19 protein-coding genes are annotated in these 21,898 nt (G+C 53.2%); 9 read left to right on the forward strand and 10 right to left on the reverse strand.

What is annotated here, in order from left to right; all coding sequences use genetic code 11:
• Positions 1-62: 62 nt before the first annotated feature.
• Positions 63-1,016 (forward strand): LysR family transcriptional regulator, encoded by a 954-nt coding sequence (locus tag ABIE10_RS18790; protein ID WP_016157735.1) that lies wholly within the window; start codon positions 63-65, stop codon positions 1,014-1,016.
• A gap of 48 nt (positions 1,017-1,064) precedes the next feature.
• Here ABIE10_RS18790 and ABIE10_RS18795 read toward each other — a convergent pair whose 3' ends face one another.
• The 9 genes from ABIE10_RS18795 to ABIE10_RS18835 all read right to left on the reverse strand — a co-directional run bounded on the left by ABIE10_RS18795 (position 1,065) and on the right by ABIE10_RS18835 (position 11,197).
• Positions 1,065-2,201: an HlyD family secretion protein gene (locus ABIE10_RS18795; protein WP_016154946.1), complete on the reverse strand. Its 1,137-nt coding sequence runs from the start codon at positions 2,199-2,201 to the stop codon at positions 1,065-1,067.
• A 5-nt stretch (positions 2,202-2,206) separates the two neighbouring features.
• Positions 2,207-2,530, reverse strand: coding sequence for a DUF3302 domain-containing protein (locus ABIE10_RS18800; RefSeq protein ID WP_016154947.1), 324 nt, complete (start codon positions 2,528-2,530; stop codon positions 2,207-2,209).
• Between the two features lie 184 nt (positions 2,531-2,714).
• Positions 2,715-4,253, reverse strand: coding sequence for an aldehyde dehydrogenase AldB (gene aldB / locus ABIE10_RS18805; RefSeq protein WP_200046815.1), 1,539 nt, complete (start codon positions 4,251-4,253; stop codon positions 2,715-2,717).
• Positions 4,254-4,345: 92 nt separating this feature from the next.
• Positions 4,346-5,497, reverse strand: a complete 1,152-nt coding sequence (yiaY, locus tag ABIE10_RS18810) for an L-threonine dehydrogenase (protein ID WP_151222231.1) — start codon at positions 5,495-5,497, stop codon at positions 4,346-4,348.
• A gap of 188 nt (positions 5,498-5,685) precedes the next feature.
• Positions 5,686-7,530: a selenocysteine-specific translation elongation factor gene (gene selB / locus ABIE10_RS18815; RefSeq protein ID WP_235116991.1), complete on the reverse strand. Its 1,845-nt coding sequence runs from the start codon at positions 7,528-7,530 to the stop codon at positions 5,686-5,688.
• A complete protein-coding gene (selA, locus tag ABIE10_RS18820) occupies positions 7,527-8,918 on the reverse strand; it encodes an L-seryl-tRNA(Sec) selenium transferase (protein ID WP_429156611.1) in 1,392 nt (463 codons plus the stop codon). Before selA ends, selB begins: the two co-directional genes overlap by 4 nt.
• Positions 8,919-9,016: 98 nt before the next feature.
• Positions 9,017-9,625 carry a glutathione S-transferase gene (locus ABIE10_RS18825; RefSeq protein ID WP_047501319.1) on the reverse strand — a complete coding sequence of 203 codons (609 nt, stop codon included), beginning with the start codon at positions 9,623-9,625 and terminating at the stop codon, positions 9,017-9,019.
• Between the two features lie 70 nt (positions 9,626-9,695).
• Positions 9,696-10,832, reverse strand: coding sequence for an HlyD family secretion protein (locus ABIE10_RS18830; protein WP_016157740.1), 1,137 nt, complete (start codon positions 10,830-10,832; stop codon positions 9,696-9,698).
• A 2-nt stretch (positions 10,833-10,834) separates the two neighbouring features.
• A complete protein-coding gene (locus ABIE10_RS18835) occupies positions 10,835-11,197 on the reverse strand; it encodes a DUF3302 domain-containing protein (RefSeq protein ID WP_016154955.1) in 363 nt (120 codons plus the stop codon).
• 534 nt (positions 11,198-11,731) lie between these two features.
• Here ABIE10_RS18835 and mtlA point away from each other — a divergent pair.
• The 3 genes from mtlA (at position 11,732) to mtlR (ending at position 15,604) form a co-directional block, all read left to right on the forward strand.
• Positions 11,732-13,648 (forward strand): PTS mannitol transporter subunit IICBA, encoded by a 1,917-nt coding sequence (gene mtlA / locus ABIE10_RS18840; RefSeq protein ID WP_047501314.1) that lies wholly within the window; start codon positions 11,732-11,734, stop codon positions 13,646-13,648.
• Between the two features lie 220 nt (positions 13,649-13,868).
• Complete coding sequence (gene mtlD, locus ABIE10_RS18845) at positions 13,869-15,017, forward strand: mannitol-1-phosphate 5-dehydrogenase (RefSeq protein WP_016154957.1); 1,149 nt, start codon at positions 13,869-13,871, stop codon at positions 15,015-15,017.
• Positions 15,014-15,604, forward strand: a complete 591-nt coding sequence (mtlR, locus tag ABIE10_RS18850; RefSeq protein WP_005120486.1) for a mannitol operon repressor MtlR — start codon at positions 15,014-15,016, stop codon at positions 15,602-15,604. Before mtlD ends, mtlR begins: the two co-directional genes overlap by 4 nt.
• A 12-nt stretch (positions 15,605-15,616) precedes the next feature.
• On the opposite strand, the gene ABIE10_RS18855 is transcribed toward mtlR, so the two are convergent.
• Entirely contained in the window at positions 15,617-15,823 is a 207-nt protein-coding gene (locus ABIE10_RS18855; protein ID WP_016154958.1) for a hypothetical protein, read from the reverse strand.
• A 292-nt stretch (positions 15,824-16,115) separates the two neighbouring features.
• On the opposite strand from ABIE10_RS18855, the gene ABIE10_RS18860 reads away from it, so the two are divergent.
• From ABIE10_RS18860 to ABIE10_RS18880, 5 genes are all read left to right on the forward strand, one after another.
• The gene (locus ABIE10_RS18860) at positions 16,116-16,478 is read left to right on the forward strand and encodes a YibL family ribosome-associated protein (protein ID WP_016154959.1); all 363 of its coding nucleotides are present in this window, start codon (positions 16,116-16,118) and stop codon (positions 16,476-16,478) included.
• A 262-nt stretch (positions 16,479-16,740) separates the two neighbouring features.
• The gene (lldP, locus tag ABIE10_RS18865) at positions 16,741-18,396 is read left to right on the forward strand and encodes an L-lactate permease (RefSeq protein WP_016154960.1); all 1,656 of its coding nucleotides are present in this window, start codon (positions 16,741-16,743) and stop codon (positions 18,394-18,396) included.
• Complete coding sequence (gene lldR / locus ABIE10_RS18870; protein WP_003024170.1) at positions 18,393-19,169, forward strand: transcriptional regulator LldR; 777 nt, start codon at positions 18,393-18,395, stop codon at positions 19,167-19,169. Before lldP ends, lldR begins: the two co-directional genes overlap by 4 nt.
• Positions 19,166-20,356, forward strand: coding sequence for an FMN-dependent L-lactate dehydrogenase LldD (gene lldD, locus ABIE10_RS18875; protein ID WP_153646726.1), 1,191 nt, complete (start codon positions 19,166-19,168; stop codon positions 20,354-20,356). The genes lldR and lldD overlap by 4 nt, the downstream gene beginning before the upstream one ends.
• 195 nt (positions 20,357-20,551) lie before the next feature.
• Positions 20,552-21,892 (forward strand): MFS transporter, encoded by a 1,341-nt coding sequence (locus ABIE10_RS18880; RefSeq protein WP_429156617.1) that lies wholly within the window; start codon positions 20,552-20,554, stop codon positions 21,890-21,892.
• Positions 21,893-21,898 lie beyond the last annotated feature (6 nt).

Raw genomic sequence — 21,898 nt, forward strand, 5'->3', positions numbered from 1 at the left:
ATCGGTGCAAGATTCATATTTATATAGTAATATATACAAACATATATATATTGGGTTTGGCGATGAACAAATTACAACTCAAACACCGGGAACTGAAGATTATTTCGGTAATTGCTGCCAGTGAAAACATCAGTCATGCCGCTACGGTTCTCGGCATCGCACAAGCCAACGTTAGTAAGTATCTTGCTGATTTTGAATCCAAAGTTGGACTAAAGGTATTTGATCGCACCACTCGACAGCTCACCCTCACACCGTTTGGTACGGCGCTGCTTCCTTACATCAATGACATGTTGGACAGAAACGATCAGCTCAATAATTTCATTGCTGATTATAAGCACGAAAAACGTGGCCGGGTAACCGTATATGCTCCGACGGGCATAATTGCTTATTTATCGCAACATGTGATCGCAAAAATTCAGGATATCGGTGGAATTAGCCTCTCACTTAAAACATGTAACCTGGAACGAAAGGCATTTTTTGAAGGTGTCGACTTCCCTGAAGATTGTGATATTTTAATCACCTATGCGCATCCTAAAGATGAATCTCTGGTTGCCAGTTTCATTACCAAATATGCGGTGACGGCTTTTGCCAGCCCTGAGTATATCAAAGCACATCCTATTAGTAGCCCTGATGAACTGGAAGAACATTCCTGTATCCTGATTGATTCCATGATGATAGATGAGGCTAATATCTGGCGTTTCACTTCTGCCGGAGGCAAGGAGATGCACGATTATCGGGTAACCGGAAATTATGTCTGCGACAATACACAGTCTGCACTGGCGCTGGCACGTAACCATCTGGGCATTGTTTTTGCGCCAAATGCGAGTGTGCAAAAAGATGTTGAATCCGGGTCGCTGGTTCCATGTTTCTCAGAACAACATGAATGGTGGCTGGATTTGGTGGTGATTTTCCGCAAACGTGAATACCAGCCGTGGCGGGTACAGTTTATTCTTGATGAGATGTTGGCAGAGATCCGCCAGCAACTTACTCAGGCGCTGGAACAGCAGCCTGAGTAAGCGAAATTAGGGTACCAGGTTCAAAATGGTAAGCAAAATAGCCTGCGCCTAGTGATCGAGATACAGATAATGCACCCAACTGGTCATACGCAGCAGAACCTTACGCATCACTGACACATGGGTGAAGTGATCAGAATAAACCGCGACCTGCGCATAAATCCCATCAGGCAGAGCGTTCACATCCACATTATCATTCAGCTCAATCGTGGCGATCACCCCTTCCGATCCAGGCGTAGAATTTAAGGATTGCAGCGCCCCATTCGACTGGTATGTCCCCCCCGGTACGGCCGGACTGATGGCAGCCAGTTTGCCGCTGAAAACCTTACCCGGCAGGGCGTTAAACACCACTTCAGCTTCATCGCCTGGCTCCAATCGCAGCAACGAGTTTTGCCGGAACTGGGCGATAATTTGCCGTTTTTGATCCGGGATAAACACCATCACCGGACGCATAGGCAGCGCGGCGGCATAGGTTCCCGGTCGCATCAGCACCTGCGTAACGTAACCATCGCTGGGCGCGCGAACCACTGTCTGGTCCAGGTTGAACTCCGCTTCGGCTAACTGCGCTTTCAGGCTGGCAATTTGCGAATTCTCACCCTGCACCAGGCTGTCTAACTGACTCTGGATTTGCTGTTGTTCCGCAACGGAGGATTTCACCGCTGCTTCCTGCGCCAGATAGTTTTGCCGCGCCGCATCGATATCGCGTTCAGAAAAAGGATTGACCTTCGCCTGACTCCCCTGCGCATAACGCTGGTAATCTTTAGCTAGCTTGTCACGGGTAGCCTTTGCCCGCTGCGTGTTGGCTTGCATTTCGTCTAACTGCGCCACCAGCACCTGCTCTTTATGTTGTGCAGTGACAATATCAGCTTTCAGGCGATCAACTCGTGCCTGATAACGTCCCGGATTAAGTTTAAACAGTACCTCACCTTTTTTGATCAGCGTATTCTTCTTATCCGTCACTTCCGTCACGACCCCCGTGACCTGCGGTACTACGGGAATAGAAATTACTGCCTTTTGCGCCTTAAATGTATACGGATGGTTATAATTCATCAGTAATATAAGTCCGCAGACAATGAATATACCGCCCAATGCTGCAGTGGGTACTGTCCATTTATTGGCAGGAATTTTAAAAATCTTAAATATTGACCATGCGCACGCCACATAGGTCAGAACGATCAATAAATCCATCGATATTACTCCGCCGGAGAGGTCTTCGCCTCACCCAGTTTCTTTTCCAGATCGGCAACCCTGGCCTGCAACTGGATCAGGGAAGAATCCGCGCTTTGCATACCCCACCCGCGTTCCGGGCGATAAAGCGTTGCCCAGATCCATAAAAAGGGCCACATGACATGTAAGGTAAACAAACTCACCCATCCTGCGACATGTATTGCGTCAGCATGAGGATGGTTACGTTTCTTTGCAATGAGATAGGGAATATCATGCAGAATAATAATCCCGTAAAAAATGACTAGGAATACAAAAATAAGCACTCCTAATGCAAAATAATTAAGGAACATATTTGCCTCAGGGATTTAAATTGAAAACTCGGCTGCAATTTGATTTACACAATAGAGTTGATAATAGTAGTGGAATGACCAGATTGGATGCAATCGTCTTATTTATATAACGATATATGGGTTTATATATAACTGCAGAATAAAGATATGCCCGGCGCAAAACCGGGCAATAAGTGATGAGAAATTAAAATAGTCCCAGCGGTTTATCCGAGTAGCTCACCAGCAGACATTTGGTTTGCTGATAATGCTCGAGCATCATCTTATGCGTCTCGCGCCCGATGCCTGACTGCTTATAGCCACCGAATGCCGCATGGGCGGGGTAAGCATGGTAACAGTTGGTCCAAACACGCCCCGCCTGAATCCCACGGCCCATCTTGTACGCCAGATTTCCGTTACGGCTCCAGACGCCAGCGCCAAGCCCATATGGGGTGTCATTGGCGATTTCCAGCGCCTCTTCCATGGTTTTAAAGGTCGTGACGGCCAGCACGGGCCCGAAGATCTCTTCCTGGAAAACCCGCATGTTGTTCTTGCCAAACAGAATGGTTGGTTCGAGGTAATAACCTTCTTTTAAGTCGCCATCCAGTTGCTTGCGCCGCCCGCCGGTGAGAACATCAGCCCCTTCTTTCTTACCAATATCGATGTAATTCAAAATGGTTTCCAGTTGACCATGCGAGACCTGCGCACCCATTTGCGTCACGCTGTCTAACGGGTTGCCGCTGCGAATACTCTCCACCCGGCGAATAGCTCTTTCCATAAAACGTTCGTAAATAGATTCCTGTACTAACGCACGGCTCGGACAGGTACACACTTCACCCTGATTGAAGGCAAACAGCGCGAAACCTTCCAGCGCTTTGTCAAAAAACGCATCCTCTTCATCCATCACATCAGCGAAGAAGATATTGGGCGATTTCCCACCCAGCTCCAGCGTGACGGGAATAATGTTCTGCGTGGCGTATTGCATGATCTGCTGCCCAACTTCCGTTGAGCCGGTAAACGCCACTTTCGCAATGCGCTTAGACGTCGCCAGATACTCACCGATTTCCCCACCCGCACCGTTTACCACGTTCACCACGCCTGGCGGGAGCAGATCGCCGATGACTTCCATCAGCAACAGCACGGACAGCGGCGTGAGGCGCGCGGGTTTAAGCACGACGCAGTTACCCGCCGCCAGCGCGGGCGCCATCTTCCAGCTGGCCATCAGCAGCGGGAAGTTCCACGGGATAATTTGCCCTACCACGCCAAGAGGTTCATGGAAGTGATAAGCCACGGTCTCGCTATCAACCTCGCTTATTCCCCCTTCCTGCGCACGAATACAGGAAGCGAAATAGCGGAAATGGTCAATCGCCAGCGGAACATCTGCCGCGCTGGTTTCGCGGATGGGCTTACCGTTATCCCAGGTTTCTGCCGTCGCCAGCAGTTCCAGGTTTTGCTCCATACGATCGGCGATTTTGAACAGTATCGCCGCCCTGTCCTGCACGGATGTCTGTGCCCACTTGTCTTTTACTTTGTGCGCGGCATCCAGTGCCAGATCGATATCCTTTTTGCCGGAAGAGGCCACTTCGCACAGTAATTGCCCGGTTACCGGCGTCAGGTTTTGGTAATACTCGCCGTCCACCGGGGCAACCCAGTCACCGCCGATAAAGTTATCGTATCGGGCTTTTAACTTCAGAGGGTAACCATACTCGCCGGGATAAATACGCGTTGAAGGGGGGTTATTGGTCATGACCGTCTCCTTGCTGTAGGGGTACTACAAGGGTAGACGGGGCTGGCGAATTATTCGCCAGCCATTTACTGCTTTACGACAGGTATCACGAATTACATAGCAGCGCGATAAATCGCCATGATTTCTTCATGAGTCGCCTGAATCGGGTTAGTGAAACCGCAGGCATCTTTCAGGGCATTGGTCGCCAGTACGGCAATATCCTCTTCCTTCACGTTCAACTCACGCAGACCGGCCGGGATATTCACTTTCTGCGCCAGTTCGCGGATCGCCGCGATGCAGGCTTCCGCCCCTTGCTCTGCGCTCAAGCCAGCAACGTCCACGCCCATTGCCGCAGCGCAATCACGCAGGCGAGCGGCAGCCACTTTGCTATTGAAGACCTGCACATGCGGCAGCAGCACTGCGTTACATACACCGTGCGGCAGATCGTAGAAGCCACCCAACTGGTGCGCCATTGCGTGCACATAACCAAGAGAAGCGTTGTTAAAGGCCATGCCCGCGAGGAACTGCGCGTAAGCCATGGCTTCGCGCGCCTGAGCATTGCTGCCCTCTGCAACGGCGACCGGCAGGTTTTCCGCAATCATGGTGACCGCTTTCAACGCGCACGCATCGGTAATCGGCGTTGCAGCAATAGACACGTAGGCTTCAATGGCGTGGGTCAGCGCATCCATACCGGTTGCCGCTGTCAGGGACTTCGGCATGCCGACCATCAGCGAGGAGTCATTAACGGACAGCAGCGGCGTAACGTGCTTATCCACAATCGCCATTTTAATGTGGCGTACTTCATCGGTAATGATGCAGAAACGGGTCATTTCAGATGCCGTGCCCGCGGTGGTGTTAATGGCGATCATCGGCAGCTGTGGTTTTGCAGAACGGTCCACACCTTCGTAATCGCGAATATCGCCGCCGTTAGCCGCCACCAGCGCAATGCCCTTCGCACAATCGTGCGGAGAACCGCCGCCGAGGGAAATAACGCTATCACATTCGTTTTCTTTCAGTATATGCAGGCCAGCAGCGACGTTACTGGTCGTGGGATTAGGATGCGTACCGTCGAAAATTACGCTGAAAATATCACGTTCCTGTAATGCTTTTTGAATCTCGCCAGCCATACCTAATTTTGTCAGCATGGCATCCGTGACAATCAGCGTACGACGAAAACCATATTCCGCCATTGTATTCATTGCGTCTTTTAATGAATCAGCGCCAATTACATTCACGGAAGGAATAAAAAATGTTGAAGCAGCCATTGTACGATCCTTAATTACTCTAAAGAGTCAGGAAGCATACGAGTGAAATATCCAACAAAATATGATCGTGGTTGTTATTTTAATAACACCCACAATTAAAAAGCACATTAGGTTCATAATCTAATGTGCTTATTTCAATCAATATTTATTTTGTATTAATTCATTTAATTCCTGAATTAATTGTTTCATTACTTTTCGGGAAACAGCAAAGCATCGCGTAATAAATGATCATTTCCCCGGCGACGCGTAAAACCAATGCGGTCAAAATATTCCAGAATCTGGATAGCCAATTTGCGTCCAACGTTAAGCCTGTCGCGGAAATCGGCAGCACAGGTCGATCCTTTCTCCTGATCCAGTTCGCGGATCATATTGGCAAAGGCCACAATCCGATCGTTACGGTAATAGCGATCTTTGACGATCGCGGTGATGATGCCTTGCTGCGCTGCTTGTCGTAACGCCACACGCATCATCTGCTCATCTGTGCCCGTCTGTTTTGCCAAATCGCGCACCCACCACGGCTCATCGCCAAAAAGCGGTTCTGCTTTTTGCCAGATAGCCTGCTGCTCTTCGCTGAAACCTGCCTTATGATCCGGCAAATGCAGCCAGCCATGATGGCTATGGATGGCGCCGCTCTCACGCATCTTTTCAATCAGCAGCAGGACCAACGCTTCGTCTTCCATCGGCAAAGCCATACGGCGCAGGCGTTCTCGCCCAGGTCCTGGTTCATCACGGTGCTGCTCGTGGTACGTCGCCAGCGTATCAAGGACTTTCCGCTGCCAGCGCGCTGCAACGGCAGCATTCAACAGACTGTATCCCGCCTGAATAAAGCCATGCAGCTCAATCAACGGACGCATACCGTTGCCGTTGAGCTGACGCGCCCAGGCGAAGTCAGGAATATTCACCGCCCCGCGCGTCAGATGTAGCGCCAGAGCTTCGCCGTCACTCTGTACCTTCTCCAGCGCTGCCAGCCACTGCAAATATTCCGGCTTACGCTTCCCGCGACGCGGCGGATTGAGCGTTACCACACGCGCGCCAGCCAGTGTCGTGCGGGCCGAAATATCGCGTAGCACCAGACGGTCGTTATCGGCGAGCCAGAGCGGTGTATCAAACACCAGTTCCGCCAGCGTCCCTTCAAGCAGCGAGATTCTCCCGGTGACGTGGCTGGCCGCGTGGTGAATATGCAGCGGTTGCCACTGCATCAGCGGCGCGGCATGCTCTAAAGAGACGATCACGCGGGTAAACGCCTCTGGCGGTGCATCGGAGAGCAGCCAGTCGCCGCGGTTAAGCTCTTCTTTTTGTGCATCACCAGCAATATTCAGCGCAATACGTTGCCCCGCCTGCGCGCGATCTGTGGCCTGATTTTGCGCATGCAAGCTACGTACGCGCATCGGTTTGTTGACGCCCGTGAGCCACAGCGTGTCACCAATAGTCACCTCTCCGCTAAGCGCCGTCCCGGTCACCACCAGACCCGCGCCTTTGACCGTAAAGGCACGGTCAATCGCCAGGCGAAAGCTGCGATCGCGGGCATGCTCGCGCGACGTTAATTGCTGTAAATGATCGCGCAGTTCTTCGATTCCACGACCTTCACTGGCCGCCGTCACGAACAGAACCGCATCGGCGAATCCATAGTTTTCAAGCGCAGTATGCACCTCAGTACGTACCGCGTTGATGCGATCGTCATCCACGCGATCGGCTTTCGTGAGCGCCACGGTGATCTGCGGGTTGCCCGTCAGTTGCAGAATTTGCAAATGCTCACGCGTTTGCGCCATCACGCCGTCATCACACGCCACCACCAGCAGCGCATGGTCGATCCCGCCGACACCCGCCAGCATGTTGGACAAAAACTTTTCGTGTCCGGGAACATCGATAAATCCCAGAATCCTTCCGTCCGGCTGCGGCCAATAGGCATAGCCGAGATCGATGGTCATGCCGCGCTTTTTTTCTTCCGGCAAACGGTCGGCATTCACGCCGGTAATCGCCTGTAATAACGTTGTTTTTCCGTGGTCAACGTGTCCGGCGGTTGCAATAATCATTTCAGCATCATCTCCATAAACCGGGTCTCGTCCTCAAGGCAGCGCAGATCCAGCCATAAGCGACCATCATAAATTCGCCCAATGATCGGCACAGGCAGCGCACGCCAACGGGCGGCCAGTGCTTCGAGGCGGCTACCGCGCCCGTCATGTGGCGTAAAGGTTAATGCCGCGCTGGGCAGCCTATCAACAGGTAGCGAACCGCTGCCTATCTGCGATAAACAAGGCATAACGTTCAGGGCGAATTCGTCGCCGTAATGATCAGCAAGCCGTGCCTGTAATTGTTGTGCCTGCGCGTGGACAGCCTCCTGCGAGCGGGTGAGCTGGCGTAACGTCGGCAACTTCGCTGCCAGCGCTTCCGGGTGCAGGTAGAGCCGCAGCGTCGCTTCCAGCGCAGCCAGCGTCATTTTATCAGCCCGTAATGCACGTTTCAGCGGATGGCTCTGTAAGCGCGCGATCATCTCTTTTTTACCGACAATAATCCCTGCCTGCGGCCCTCCCAGTAATTTATCGCCAGAGAAGCTCACCAGGCTGACGCCAGCGGCAATCAGCTGTTGCGGCATCGGCTCCTGCGGTAATCCATACTGGCTGAGATCGACCAGCGAGCCGCTGCCGAGATCCGCCACTACAGGAACATCCAGCTCCTTGCCGATAGTGGCCAGCTCTGCCTCATCCACCGACTTCGTAAAGCCTTCGATGCTGTAATTACTGGTATGCACTTTCATCAGCAGACCGGTATTTTCATTTACCGCCTGACGATAATCTTTCGTGTGGGTCCGGTTGGTGGTACCCACTTCGCGCAGAATACATCCGGCCTGACACATCACGTCCGGAATACGAAACGCGCCGCCAATTTCTACCAGTTCTCCACGTGAAACGACCACCTCTTTGCCGTTAGCCGTGGCCGTCAGCATCAGCAAAACCGCTGCCGCATTGTTATTGACGATACAGGCGTCTTCCGCCCCCGTCAGACGGCAGAGTAAATCCGCCAGGGCCCGATCCCGATGTCCACGCCCGGCATCATCCAGGCTGTATTCCAGCGTCACCGGCGTGCGCATCGCCTGCACCACCGCCTCGATCGCTTCTTCGGCCTGCGATGCGCGACCAAGGTTGGTATGCAGCACCGTTCCGGTCAGGTTAATCACCGGACGCAGCGCACTTTGCGATTCTCGTTCCAATCGGGCGCAGGCCTCTTGCGCCCAGTCCTCACACCATGCAGGGAGCGCGTGCGTGTCGCGAATAGCTTCTCTGGCTTCGTCGAGCATGTGACGCAGCAGGTCAACCACCCGGGTATGACCGTGAGACTCACGTAAAGCTGGGAAGGCGCTATCGCGCAATAAACGATCGATCGCAGGAAGCTGGCTGTAGAGTGAACGCATGTCGGTTGTCATGAAAGGGCCTGGCTGTTGGTGGCCCTCTCCACCGTGGAGAGGGATATCGATATAGGAAGGATTGTACCGTGACTTTGCTCAGGCGAGTATAATGTGTATCAAGCCTTTGGCGGTTCCGTACGGGCAAAACTTTCGCGTTGAAAGAGCGTTTCCACCAGTTTGACCAGACGCGGGCGATCAACACACCAGCCGGGCGCAACCCGACGGAAATTGAGATAACCGACGGCACAGGCAATCGCAATGGTTGCCAGGTTAACCGTATCCGTTTTCAGCGTACCCTCCGCCAGATAACCTTCCAGCATATCCAGACTACGGGTAATCTTTTCTCGCTGGCGTAACAGTTCGGTTTCTGACTGCTGCGCGGCGGGGCGAGCCTGTTCGCGTACCGAGACTAAACCGGCATCCATAATGCCATCGGCCAGCGCTTCCAACTGGCGTACCTTCAGCGCCGCCAGTGGTTCACGCGGCAGCATCGCTGGCGCAATATCCAGCAGTTCTATGTATTCCGCGATGATCGGAGAGTCAAACCAGTACTCGCCCTCATCGGTAACCAACGCGGGCACTTTTCCTAACGGGTTATAGCGTGCCACGCCGTTATCTGCGTTATAGGGGAGTTCATTCACAAATTCGAAGGTGATGCCCTTTTCCAGTAACAGAATAGAAATTTTACGCACAAAAGGGCTGGTATAGCTGCCAATGAGTTTCATGCCGGGTCCTTTTTGCCAACAAAAATATCAGTATGGCTCAGGTCAGTGCAAATGGCAGGTGATGACGGTCTCAATGATCCAAATAAAGGTAATGCATCCAACTGGTCATGCGCAGCAGCACTTTACGCATCACTGAAACGTGAGCGAAATGGTCGGAATAGACCGCCACCTGGGCATAGATACCGTCCGGCAGCGCATCCACATCGGCATTGGGAGCCAGCTCAATCGTGGCCAGCACGCCATCGGTACCCGGCACCACCGTTAAGGACTGTAATGCTCCCTGCGCCTGATAAGAACCGCCCGGAACAACCGGCAGAATGCTGGTGAGCTTGCCGGAGAATACCTGGCCTGGCAGCGCGTTGAAGACCACTTCCGCTTCATCACCCGGTTTAAGACGCAGCAAGGAATTCTGGCGGAATTGCGCCACGATTTGCCGTTTTTGTTCCGGAATAAATACCATCACCGGGCGCAGAGGCAGCGCGGCGGCATAGGTCCCGGGCCGGATAAGCACCTGCGTTACATAACCGTTGCTGGGCGCACGTACGATAGTCTGCTCAAGATTGTATTTGGCTTCAGCGAGCTGGGCGCGCAGAGACGCAACCTGAGATTGCTCTCCATTGACCATACTGTCTAACTGGCTCTGAATCTGCGTCTGTTCGGCAACGGAGCCTTTGACCAGCGCATCCTGCGCCAGGTAGTTTTGCCGGGCATTGTCGATGTCGCTTTCAGAGAATGGATTAACCTTCGCCTGACTACCCTTCAAATAGCGTTGATAATCTTTATACAGGCGATCTCGTTCAGCGGAAACGCGGGTGGTATTGGCTACGGCTTCAGACAGCTGCGCTTTCATATTGTCGATGTTGTGCGTAGCGGTCACCAGGTCGGCCTGCAGCCTGTCGACCCGCGCCTGATAACGAACGGGATCGAGTTTAAATAACACCTCGCCTTTTTTAATCAGCTGATTATTTTTATCTGTCACTTCACTAACAATTCCGGTGACCTGTGGGGTAACAGGAATTGAAATAACCGCCTTTTGCGCCGTAAAGGTATACGGGTGGTTATAGTTCATTAATAAAATGAGTCCCGCCACAATAAACACCCCACCTAACGCGGCGGTAGCAAGCGTCCATTGATTTACCGGAATACGGAATATTTTAAAAATGGCCCAGGCGAATGCCACATAGGTCAGGACAATCAACAAGTCCATGATCAAATCTCCGGAAAGGTGGAGTTATCGTTTTTTTTCTCCCCATCCAGTCTATTTTCCAACTGGGTGATGCGCGCGGCCAGCGCGGCAATTTCAGGGTCAGGTTCCTTCCCGGACGGCGTGATGTGTGACTGCATTCCCCAGCCTCGTTCTGGCTGATAGAGCGTGGCCCAGATCCACAGGAAGGGCCAAATAACATGCAGCGTAAATAAGCTCACCCAACCCGCAGTATGGATGGCATCGGCATGGGGATGGTTGCGCTTCTTAGCCATGTTATAGGGAATATCATGGATGGCGATAATTCCGTAAAACAGAACCAGAAAAACGAAGATCAGCACACCTAACGCGAAATAGTTTAGAAACATACCCGCCTCGTATTCACGCTAATCAGAGCTTTCAATTGCAGGCAGCCGAAAGGAGTCATGGCTGGTAATTTGAACATAATTGCAGTTAGTCATTTCCGCCATACCACCAGGGTATAAATTTTCAGGTTGATGGCTTGCGGGGTAGTTGCAAGAAATAGGTGATGAAACAGAATCCGCTCCAGATCACACCAGGAGAAATCCAGACAAATATTTATTGCGAAGTAGATCACAAATACCCAACAAACAGCCAAAACAAAAACGTGAACAACTTCACACTTAACGCCCATTTTTAGCCAATTCTTGACCTGTGATGTTTTTTTGTACCGATATTTTGTGATGAAAATCACATTAACTAACGCCATACACCCTATATTTACGTGACAAACGTCACATAAAAAGTCGTCGACTGGACAGTTGAACGATTCAGTGCCAGATTTCGCAGTATCTACAGGGTCCGGCTACCTCCTGCCGCTACATTAACAAACCTCGGGCTTTTAGCCTGCGCGACAGCAAACAATAAGAAGGGGTGTTTTTATGTCATCCGATATTAAGATCAAAGTGCAAAGCTTTGGTCGATTCCTCAGTAACATGGTGATGCCAAATATCGGCGCGTTTATCGCGTGGGGTATTATCACCGCATTATTCATTCCGACAGGGTGGTTGCCAAACGAAACGCTGGCGAAGCTTGTCGGCCCAATGATCACCTATCTGCTGCCGCTGCTGATCGGTTATACCGGTGGTAAGCTGGTTGGCGGCGAGCGTGGCGGCGTGGTGGGTGCTATCACCACCATGGGCGTTATCGTCGGTGCCGATATGCCAATGTTCCTCGGCGCGATGATCGCAGGTCCGCTGGGCGGCTGGGCCATCAAACATTTCGACAACTGGGTAGACGGTAAGATCAAGTCCGGTTTTGAGATGCTGGTGAATAACTTCTCCGCAGGCATCATCGGGATGATCCTCGCCATTCTGGCATTCCTTGGCATTGGCCCATTGGTTGAAGCACTGTCCAAAATCCTGGCGGCAGGCGTTAACTTCATGGTTGTCCATGACATGCTACCGCTGGCGTCTATCTTCGTTGAACCGGCGAAAATCCTGTTCCTCAACAACGCCATCAACCACGGTATTTTCTCACCGCTGGGTATTCAGCAGTCCCACGAGATGGGCAAATCCATCTTCTTCCTGATTGAAGCTAACCCGGGTCCGGGTATGGGCGTTCTGCTGGCATACATGTTCTTCGGTCGCGGCAGCGCTAAGCAGTCTGCAGGCGGCGCGGCTATCATCCACTTCCTGGGTGGTATCCACGAAATTTACTTCCCGTACGTGCTGATGAACCCGCGTCTGATCCTAGCCGTTATCCTCGGCGGTATGACTGGCGTATTTACCCTGACTATCCTGAACGGCGGCCTGGTTTCTCCGGCTTCTCCGGGTTCTATCCTGGCTGTGCTGGCAATGACGCCGAAAGGTGCTTACTTCGCGAACATCGCTGCTATCTGTGCCGCAATGGCTGTCTCCTTTGTCGTCTCAGCCATTCTGCTGAAAACCAGCAAAGTGAAAGAAGATGATGACATTGATGCCGCTACTCGTCGTATGCACGACATGAAAGCGGAATCCAAAGGTGCATCTCCGCTGGCGGCTGGCGACGTGACTAACGACCTGAGCCATGTGCGTAAAATCATCGTTGCCTGCGATGCGGGTATGGGCTCCAGCGCCATGGGTGCGGGCGTACTGCGCAAGAAAGTGCAGGATGCCGGTCTGTCTCAGATTTCCGTCACCAACAGCGCGATTAACAATCTGCCGCCGGATGTCGATCTGGTCATTACTCACCGTGACCTGACCGAACGTGCGATGCGCCAGGTGCCTCAGGCACAACACATTTCGCTGACCAACTTCCTCGACAGCGCCCTGTACTCCAGCCTGACCGAACGTCTGGTTGCAGCACAGCGCCACAACGTGAACGAAGAGAAAGTCCGCGATCACCTGAAAGACAGCTTCGAAGAGGGTGATACCCACCTGTTCAAACTGGGTGCGGAGAATATCTTCCTCGGCCGTAAAGCCACTAACAAAGAAGAAGCGATTCGCTTTGCCGGTGAGCAACTGGTGAAAGGCGGCTACGTTGAGCCAGAATACGTCGAGGCGATGCTGGACCGCGAAAAACTGACCCCGACTTACCTCGGTGAGTCCATCGCAGTGCCGCACGGTACGGTTGAAGCCAAAGACCGCGTGCTGAAAACCGGCGTGGTGTTCTGCCAGTACCCGGAAGGCGTGCGCTTCGGTGAAGAAGAAGACGACATTGCCCGCCTGGTCATTGGTATCGCCGCACGTAACAATGAACATATCCAGGTGATCACCAGCCTGACCAACGCTCTGGATGACGAATCCGTGATCGAACGTCTGGCCCATACCACCAGCGTGGATGAAGTTCTGGAACTGCTGGCAGGTAAAAAAGCTTAACCATTAAGTATCTCCAAAATAGTTCGAGCTGCAGAAAGGCGGCAACGCAGCGAATCCCCAGGAGCGTACATAAGTACGTGACTGGGGTGAGCGAGGAGAGCCAACGCATCTGCAGTTCGAAATATGAAGGCGATATCCTCTCCCTTGTGGAGAGGGTTAGGTTGAGGGAAACGCCTCACCCCAGCCCTCTTGGGTAAAAACATTAATGAAGGTTAATACTATGAAAGCATTACATTTTGGCGCAGGTAATATCGGTCGTGGCTTTATCGGCAAACTGCTGGCGGACGCGGGGATACAACTGACGTTCGCGGATGTAAACCAGGTCGTGCTCGATGCCCTGAATGCCCGTCATAGCTATCAGGTTCATGTGGTGGGTGAAAACGAGCAGGTTGATACCGTTTCCGGCGTCAACGCCGTGAGCAGCATCGGCGATGATGTTGTCGACCTGATTGCCCACGTAGATTTAGTCACTACCGCCGTCGGTCCGGTCGTGCTTGAGCGTATCGCTCCGGCCATCGCCAAAGGGCTGGTTAAACGCAAGGCGCAGGGCATCGCCACTCCGCTGAATATTATCGCCTGTGAAAACATGGTGCGCGGAACCACCCAGTTGAAAGGCCACGTTATGAACGCGCTGGCAGATGAAGACAAATCCTGGGTTGAAGAACATGTTGGCTTCGTCGATTCCGCCGTGGACCGCATTGTTCCCCCTTCGGCTTCTGCGACCAACGATCCGCTGGAAGTCACCGTCGAAACCTTCAGTGAGTGGATTGTCGACAAAACACAGTTCAAAGGCGAACTGCCTGACATCCCGGGAATGGAATTAACTGATAACCTGATGGCATTTGTCGAACGTAAACTCTTCACGCTGAACACCGGGCATGCTATAACCGCGTACCTCGGAAAATTGACCGGTCATCAGACCATCCGGGACGCGATTCTCGACGAGAAAATCCGTGCAGTGGTAAAAGGTGCGATGGAAGAGAGCGGCGCGGTACTGATCAAACGCTATGGCTTTGATGCAGCAAAACATGCGGCATACATTCAGAAAATCCTCGGTCGCTTTGAAAACCCGTATCTGAAAGATGACGTTGAGCGCGTGGGTCGTCAGCCGCTGCGTAAACTGAGCGCGGGCGACCGTCTGATTAAACCGCTGCTGGGCACGCTGGAGTATGGCCTGCCGCACGCGAATCTGGTCACCGGTATTGCTGCAGCGATGCACTATCGCAGTGAAGAAGATCCGCAGGCCCAGGAACTGGCCGCGCTGATTGACGAAAAAGGTCCACAGGCCGCGCTGGCACAGGTTTCCGGTCTGGATGCCAACAGTGATGTGGTGGCGGAGGCGGTTAACGCATATAACGCAACCAAATGATAGAGAATGTGGCGCAGGTCAGCCTGCGCCCAAATGACAGATTGTCAGATATGCAGGCAATAATGGAACAAACGCAGGCCTTTGAAAATCGTGTGCTTGAGCGTCTGAATGCTGGCAAAACCGTACGCAGCTTCCTCATCACCGCCGTAGAACTGCTCACCGAAGCGGTGAATATCCTTGTGCTTCAGGTATTTCGCAAAGACGACTATGCGGTAAAATATGCCGTAGAACCCCTGCTCGACGGCGACGGTCCGCTGGGCGATCTTTCCGTTCGTCTGAAGCTAATTTACGGTCTGGGCGTACTCAGCCGGCCGGAGTATGAAGATGCGGAGCTTCTGATGGCGCTGCGGGAAGAGTTAAACCATGACGGTAATGAATACGCGTTCACCGACGACGAAATTCTTGGCCCGTTTGGCGAACTCCACTGCGTGACGGCACTCCCGCCGCCACCGCAGTTTGATACCTCAGACTCAGGTTTGCACGCAATGCAGATTCAGCGCTACCAGCAGATGGTACGCTCCACGATGGTACTTTCCCTGACCGAGCTGATTTCTAAAATCAGCTTAAAAAAAGCCTTTCAAAAATAAGACCCTGCAGGCTTACTTCTCTTCCTGCTGCGGTCGATACAGCTGCCGATAATACGCCAGACGTTGCAGATACAGCTGCGCATTCTCCTGCGGTATTTCAGTAGGGACAACGTTGCGCGGTGGTGTTTTATTCAGATATTCGCGAAAAGCCTGGCTTGAAGCCATAAAATCGACCGTCTTATCAATAAGGGCCGAAACGTTCTCACCTATTTTCGCCATAATCTTCCCTCCTCCATGTATTAACCGCGCTCAGCCTGCGCGGTTGCTCATTTAAGTTTAGGATCGGTTGGGCGATTATATTGAGGAAAACGTGCTTCACTATGAACCCGTCAATAAAAAGCACTACGGCCGACCTTATCACTTAAAATTCCTTATTAATCAAAATAGTAGTATTTTCATTAGCTGAATAATACTTGCAACATTTGATTATTTATCTTCGATTAGTTGTGAATAATCCCGCTCTGCGCGCATACTATAGGATATTCATCCTATTTTTATCAGAAGCTATCCTATGAAAGAAGTCGAAAAAAACGAAATTAAACGCCTGAGCGATCGTCTGGACGCTATCCGCCACCAGCAGGCAGACCTGTCCCTGGTTGAAGCCGCCGACAAATATGCCGAGCTGGAGCAAGAGAAAGAAACGCTGGAAACCGAGATCGCGCGTCTGCGTGACGTCCACGGCCAGAAGCTGAGCAAAGAAGCGCAAAAGCTGGCGAAACTTCCTTTCCGTCGTGCTATCACCAAAAAAGAACAGGCCGACATGGGCAAGCTGAAGAAGAGCGTGCGCGGCCTGATCGTCGTTCACCCGATGACCGAGCTTGGCCGTGAAATGGGCCTGAAAGAGATGACGGGCTTCGCGAAGAGCGAGTTCTGATCTCCCACCGGGCAACATTCGCTTGCCCGGTCCTTCCCTTCCCCTCGCAATTGGCCCTACCAATTTCAGCCAGATCCTACCAGCACCTCACATTTCATTAAAATGTGCGTACAATATCGTTGCCAACAAATAACATTTGATTAACCATTCATTGTCATTACCCCTACACAACAATATTGGCAGGGCCACTTTTACACATAATGTGACCAGGAGATGAGCACAGACTCATTCCATTATGTCGGCGGCCCCCAGGAGACCTGCAATGAATCTCTGGCAACAGAACTACGACCCGGCCGGTAACATCTGGCTTTCCAGTCTGATCGCATCGCTCCCTATCCTGTTCTTTTTCTTCGCCCTGATTAAGCTCAAGCTGAAAGGCTATGTTGCGGCGTCATGGACGGTGGTGATCGCTCTGACGGTCGCCCTGCTGTTTTACAAAATGCCGGTCGATCACGCTCTGGCTTCCGTGGTGTACGGCTTCTTCTATGGTTTGTGGCCAATTGCCTGGATCATTATCGCCGCGGTATTCGTCTATAAAATCTCGGTGAAAACCGGGCAGTTCGACATCATCCGCTCCTCAATACTCTCGATTACCCCGGACCAACGTCTGCAAATGCTGATTGTCGGTTTCTCCTTTGGCGCATTCCTCGAAGGGGCGGCAGGATTTGGCGCTCCGGTAGCGATTACCGCCGCACTGCTGGTTGGTCTGGGCTTTAATCCTCTGTACGCGGCAGGTTTGTGCCTGATCGTAAACACCGCTCCGGTCGCTTTTGGCGCAATGGGCATTCCGATTCTTGTTGCCGGTCAGGTTACCGGGCTGGATAGCTTCGAGATTGGTCAGATGGTGGGCCGTCAGTTACCGTTCCTGACCATTATCGTGTTGTTCTGGATTATGGCGATTATGGATGGCTGGCGCGGCGTAAAAGAGACCTGGCCTGCGGTGATGGTCGCTGGCGGCTCGTTTGCTATCGCGCAGTACCTCAGCTCTAACTTTATCGGGCCAGAACTGCCAGACATTATCTCGTCTCTGGTTTCGCTGGTCTGCCTGACGCTGTTCCTGAAACGCTGGCAGCCGGTACGCATCTTCCGCTTTGGCGATATGGGCGCTTCACAGGTCGATCAGACGCTGGCTCGCACCCACTATACCGCTGGACAGGTGGTCCGCGCCTGGTCTCCGTTCCTGTTCCTGACCGCCACCGTGACGCTGTGGAGCGTACCGCCGTTTAAAGCGCTGTTTGCGCCAGGCGGCGCGATGTACCACTGGGTGGTCAATATTCCGGTTCCGTACCTCGATAAGCTGGTTGCCCGTATGCCGCCGGTCGTACATGAAGCCACAGCCTACGCGGCGGTGTATAAATTTGACTGGTTCTCCGCGACCGGTACCGCGATTTTGTTTGCCGCCCTGCTGTCTATCGTCTGGTTGAAGATGAAGCCGTCCGCAGCGCTGCAGACTTTTGGCAGCACGCTGAAAGATCTGGCATTACCTATTTACTCCATCGGAATGGTGCTGGCATTCGCGTTTATCTCAAACTACTCCGGGCTTTCATCAACCCTGGCGTTGGCCCTGGCACACACCGGCAGCGCGTTTACCTTCTTCTCACCGTTCCTCGGCTGGCTGGGGGTATTTCTGACCGGGTCCGACACCTCATCAAACGCACTGTTTGCCGCCCTGCAGGCTACGGCTGCTCAGCAAATCGGCGTTTCGGATGTGCTGATGGTTGCGGCAAATACCACCGGCGGCGTGACCGGCAAGATGATCTCGCCGCAATCTATCGCTATCGCCTGTGCGGCAGTGGGATTAGTGGGGAAAGAGTCTGACCTGTTCCGCTTTACCGTGAAACACAGCCTGATTTTCACCTGCATGGTGGGTGTGATTACCACGCTGCAGGCCTATGTCTTAACCTGGATGATTCCATGATAGTGATGCCCAGACGCCTGTCAGACGAAGTCGCATCTCGTGTGCGGGCGCTGATTGAAGAACAACAGCTGGAGGCGGGCATGAAGTTGCCCGCTGAGCGCCAACTGGCCGTACAGCTCGGCGTATCGCGTAACTCGCTGCGCGAGGCGTTAGCAAAGCTGGTCAGTGAAGGCGTACTGATTAGCCGTCGTGGCGGCGGGACGTTTATCCGCTGGCAGCATGAGGCCTGGTCTGAACAAAACATCGTTCAGCCGCTGAAAACCCTGCTGGCTGACGATCCTGATTACAGTTTCGATATTCTGGAGGCCCGCCACGCCATCGAAGCCAGTACCGCCTGGCACGCAGCCATGCGGGCCACCGCCGCGGATAAAGAGAAAATCAGGCTCTGTTTCGAGGCCACGCAAAGCGAAGATCCGGATCTCGCCTCGCAGGCTGACGTTCGTTTTCATCTCGCCATTGCGGAAGCCTCGCACAACGTGGTGCTGTTGCAGACCATGCGCGGTTTCTTCGACGTCCTGCAGTCTTCGGTAAAACAGAGCCGCCAACGTATGTACCTGGTACCGCCCGTATTTTCTCAACTGACGGCGCAGCATCAGGCCGTGCTGGACGCCATTGTTGCCGGGGATGCCGACGGGGCGCGTAAGGCCATGATGGCGCACCTCAGTTTTGTCCACACCACAATTAAACGATTTGACGAAGATCAGGCCCGGCAGGCGCGTATTACTCGCCTGCCCGGTGATCCTGGTGAGAATAGCAGGGAGAACAACACATGATTATTTCAGCAGCCAGCGACTATCGCGCCGCAGCCCAGCGCATCCTGCCCCCCTTCTTGTTCCACTATATTGACGGCGGGGCGTATGCCGAGCACACCTTGCGCCGTAACGTGGCAGACCTGTCAGAGGTGGCGCTGCGCCAGCGCGTACTGAAGAATATGTCCGACCTGAGCCTGGAAACCAAGCTGTTCAACGAAACACTCTCCATGCCGGTAGCCCTCGCGCCTGTCGGCTTATGCGGCATGTACGCACGCCGGGGCGAGGTTCAGGCCGCCGCCGCCGCTGATGCCAAAGGCATTCCGTTTACGCTTTCCACAGTGTCCGTATGTCCGATTGAAGAAGTCGCCCCGACCATCAAGCGTCCGATGTGGTTCCAGCTGTATGTTCTGCGCGATCGCGGTTTTATGCGTAACGCGCTGGAGCGCGCCAAAGCGGCGGGTTGCTCCACGCTGGTCTTTACCGTCGATATGCCAACGCCTGGCGCACGCTACCGTGACGCCCATTCCGGTATGAGCGGCCCAAATGCGGCACTGCGCCGCTACTGGCAAGCAGTCACTCATCCACAGTGGGCATGGGACGTTGGTCTGAAAGGTCGCCCGCATGATTTAGGCAATATTTCGACTTATCTGGGAAAACCCACCGGCCTTGAAGATTACATCGGCTGGCTGGCGAATAACTTCGATCCGTCGATTTCCTGGAAAGACCTCGAGTGGATCCGTGAATTCTGGGATGGTCCGATGGTGATCAAAGGGATCCTCGATCCTGAAGATGCCCGCGACGCCGTACGCTTTGGCGCAGATGGCATCGTTGTCTCTAACCACGGTGGCCGTCAGTTAGATGGCGTGCTGTCTTCAGCTCGTGCGCTGCCCGCCATTGCCGATGCGGTGAAAGGCGATATTACCATTCTGGCTGATAGCGGGATCCGCAATGGTCTGGACGTTGTACGCATGATAGCGCTGGGCGCGGATAGCGTGCTGCTGGGGCGTGCTTATCTGTACGCGCTGGCGACCCACGGCCAGGCCGGTGTGGCGAATCTGCTGAACCTGATCGAGAAAGAGATGAAGGTGGCGATGACCCTGACCGGTGCGAAGTCGATTAGCGAAATCAGCCGTGATTCGCTGGTACAGGAACTGGGTAAGAGCCTGCCTGCCGCGCTGGCACCTTTGGTCCAGGGTAGCGCAGCGTAACAACATCCCCGTAAACCCCATTTTCTGAATGGTCGGTCTGTTTTCAGCCCGACCATTTTTTATCCAAAAATAACGACTAGTTAACATTTACAACCAATATATTTGACAACTTTTTATCCACCTGCCAAATGTATAGACAAGCTAATACAACAGCATTTTATACATATAACAACCATCATAACGGGCGAGGGTGACATGGCTCATTCCGGAAAAGTGAATATCCAGCAGGCGATAGATGACAGTGCTTTTTCGCGCTTCCACTGGGTCATTATTGTCCTGGGTTTTCTGGTTTTAGCCATTGACGGCTTCGATACGGCGGCGATGGGCTATATTGCCCCCACGCTTTCAGCCGACTGGGGCATCAAGAAACAAGATCTTGGACCGGTGTTAAGCGCCGCGCTATTGGGCCTCTCATTTGGTGCCCTGCTGGCCGGACCGATTTCCGATCGTATGGGCCGTAAGCGCGTCCTGGTCTTTTCCTGTCTGTTCTTTGGCCTCGCCAGTCTGGGAACCGCCTATGCCCAGACGCTGAATATGCTCACGTTTTGGCGCTTTCTCACCGGGCTTGGGCTTGGCGCGGCAATGCCCAATGCCATCACCCTGGTGTCAGAATTCGCCCCGAAACGCTGTCGTTCAATGGCGATTAACACCATGTACTGTGGCTTTCCGTTAGGGGCTGCGGGCGGCGGCGTGATCTCCTCCTGGCTGATCCCCAACTACGGCTGGCACAGTGTTCTGCTTGCTGGTGCGATCGCCCCACTGGTCCTCACCGTACTGTTGGTGCTGTTCCTGCCGGAGTCGGTTAAGTATCTGGTTCACCGCGGTAAAGGGGTTGCACAGATCAAACGCATTGCTCAACGCTTTATGTCGGGAAGTCTGGAACAGGTTACCCAGTTTTATCTGGATGAAGACCGTATCACGGTCAAAAAAAGCAGCGTGGCACAGTTATTTAGTATGCCCTGGCTGCCGGGTACGCTGATGCTCTGGATGACCTACTTTATGGGGCTGGTTATCTATTACGTGCTGCTGAGCTGGATGCCAACGCTGATGCTGGGAATGGGCTATCCGCTGGCCGAATCCGCCTGGCTGACATCGCTGTTTACCTTTGGCGGTACGGCGGGGATCCTGCTGGCCGGTTGGTTAATGGACCGCTGGGAAGCCCATAAAGTGGTGTCACTTGGCTTTATTCTGACGATGCTGTTTGCCCTCGCTCTCGGGTTTGAACATAACCACATCATCTTGTTCGGCGCACTGATCTTCCTGATGGGGATTACCATGAACGGCGCGCAGTCCGGGCTGCAGACGCTGGCCGCCACGTTTTATCCAACCCACTGCCGTGCGACGGGCATTGCCTGGATGCAGGGCGTGGGCCGCTTCGGCGGCGTAGCCGGTACGATGATGAGCGCCCAACTGCTTTCCCTGCAATGGCAGGCAGACAGTATCTTAATGTTCCTCAGCCTTCCGGCCCTGGTCGCTGCTGCCGCGACAATTTACAAGCTGCAACGCTATAAACCGCACACGCTGACCGTCGCATAGTACCCG

Source organism: Citrobacter sp. 506 (assembly GCF_050434985.1).
Taxonomy (GTDB): domain Bacteria; phylum Pseudomonadota; class Gammaproteobacteria; order Enterobacterales; family Enterobacteriaceae; genus Citrobacter; species Citrobacter braakii.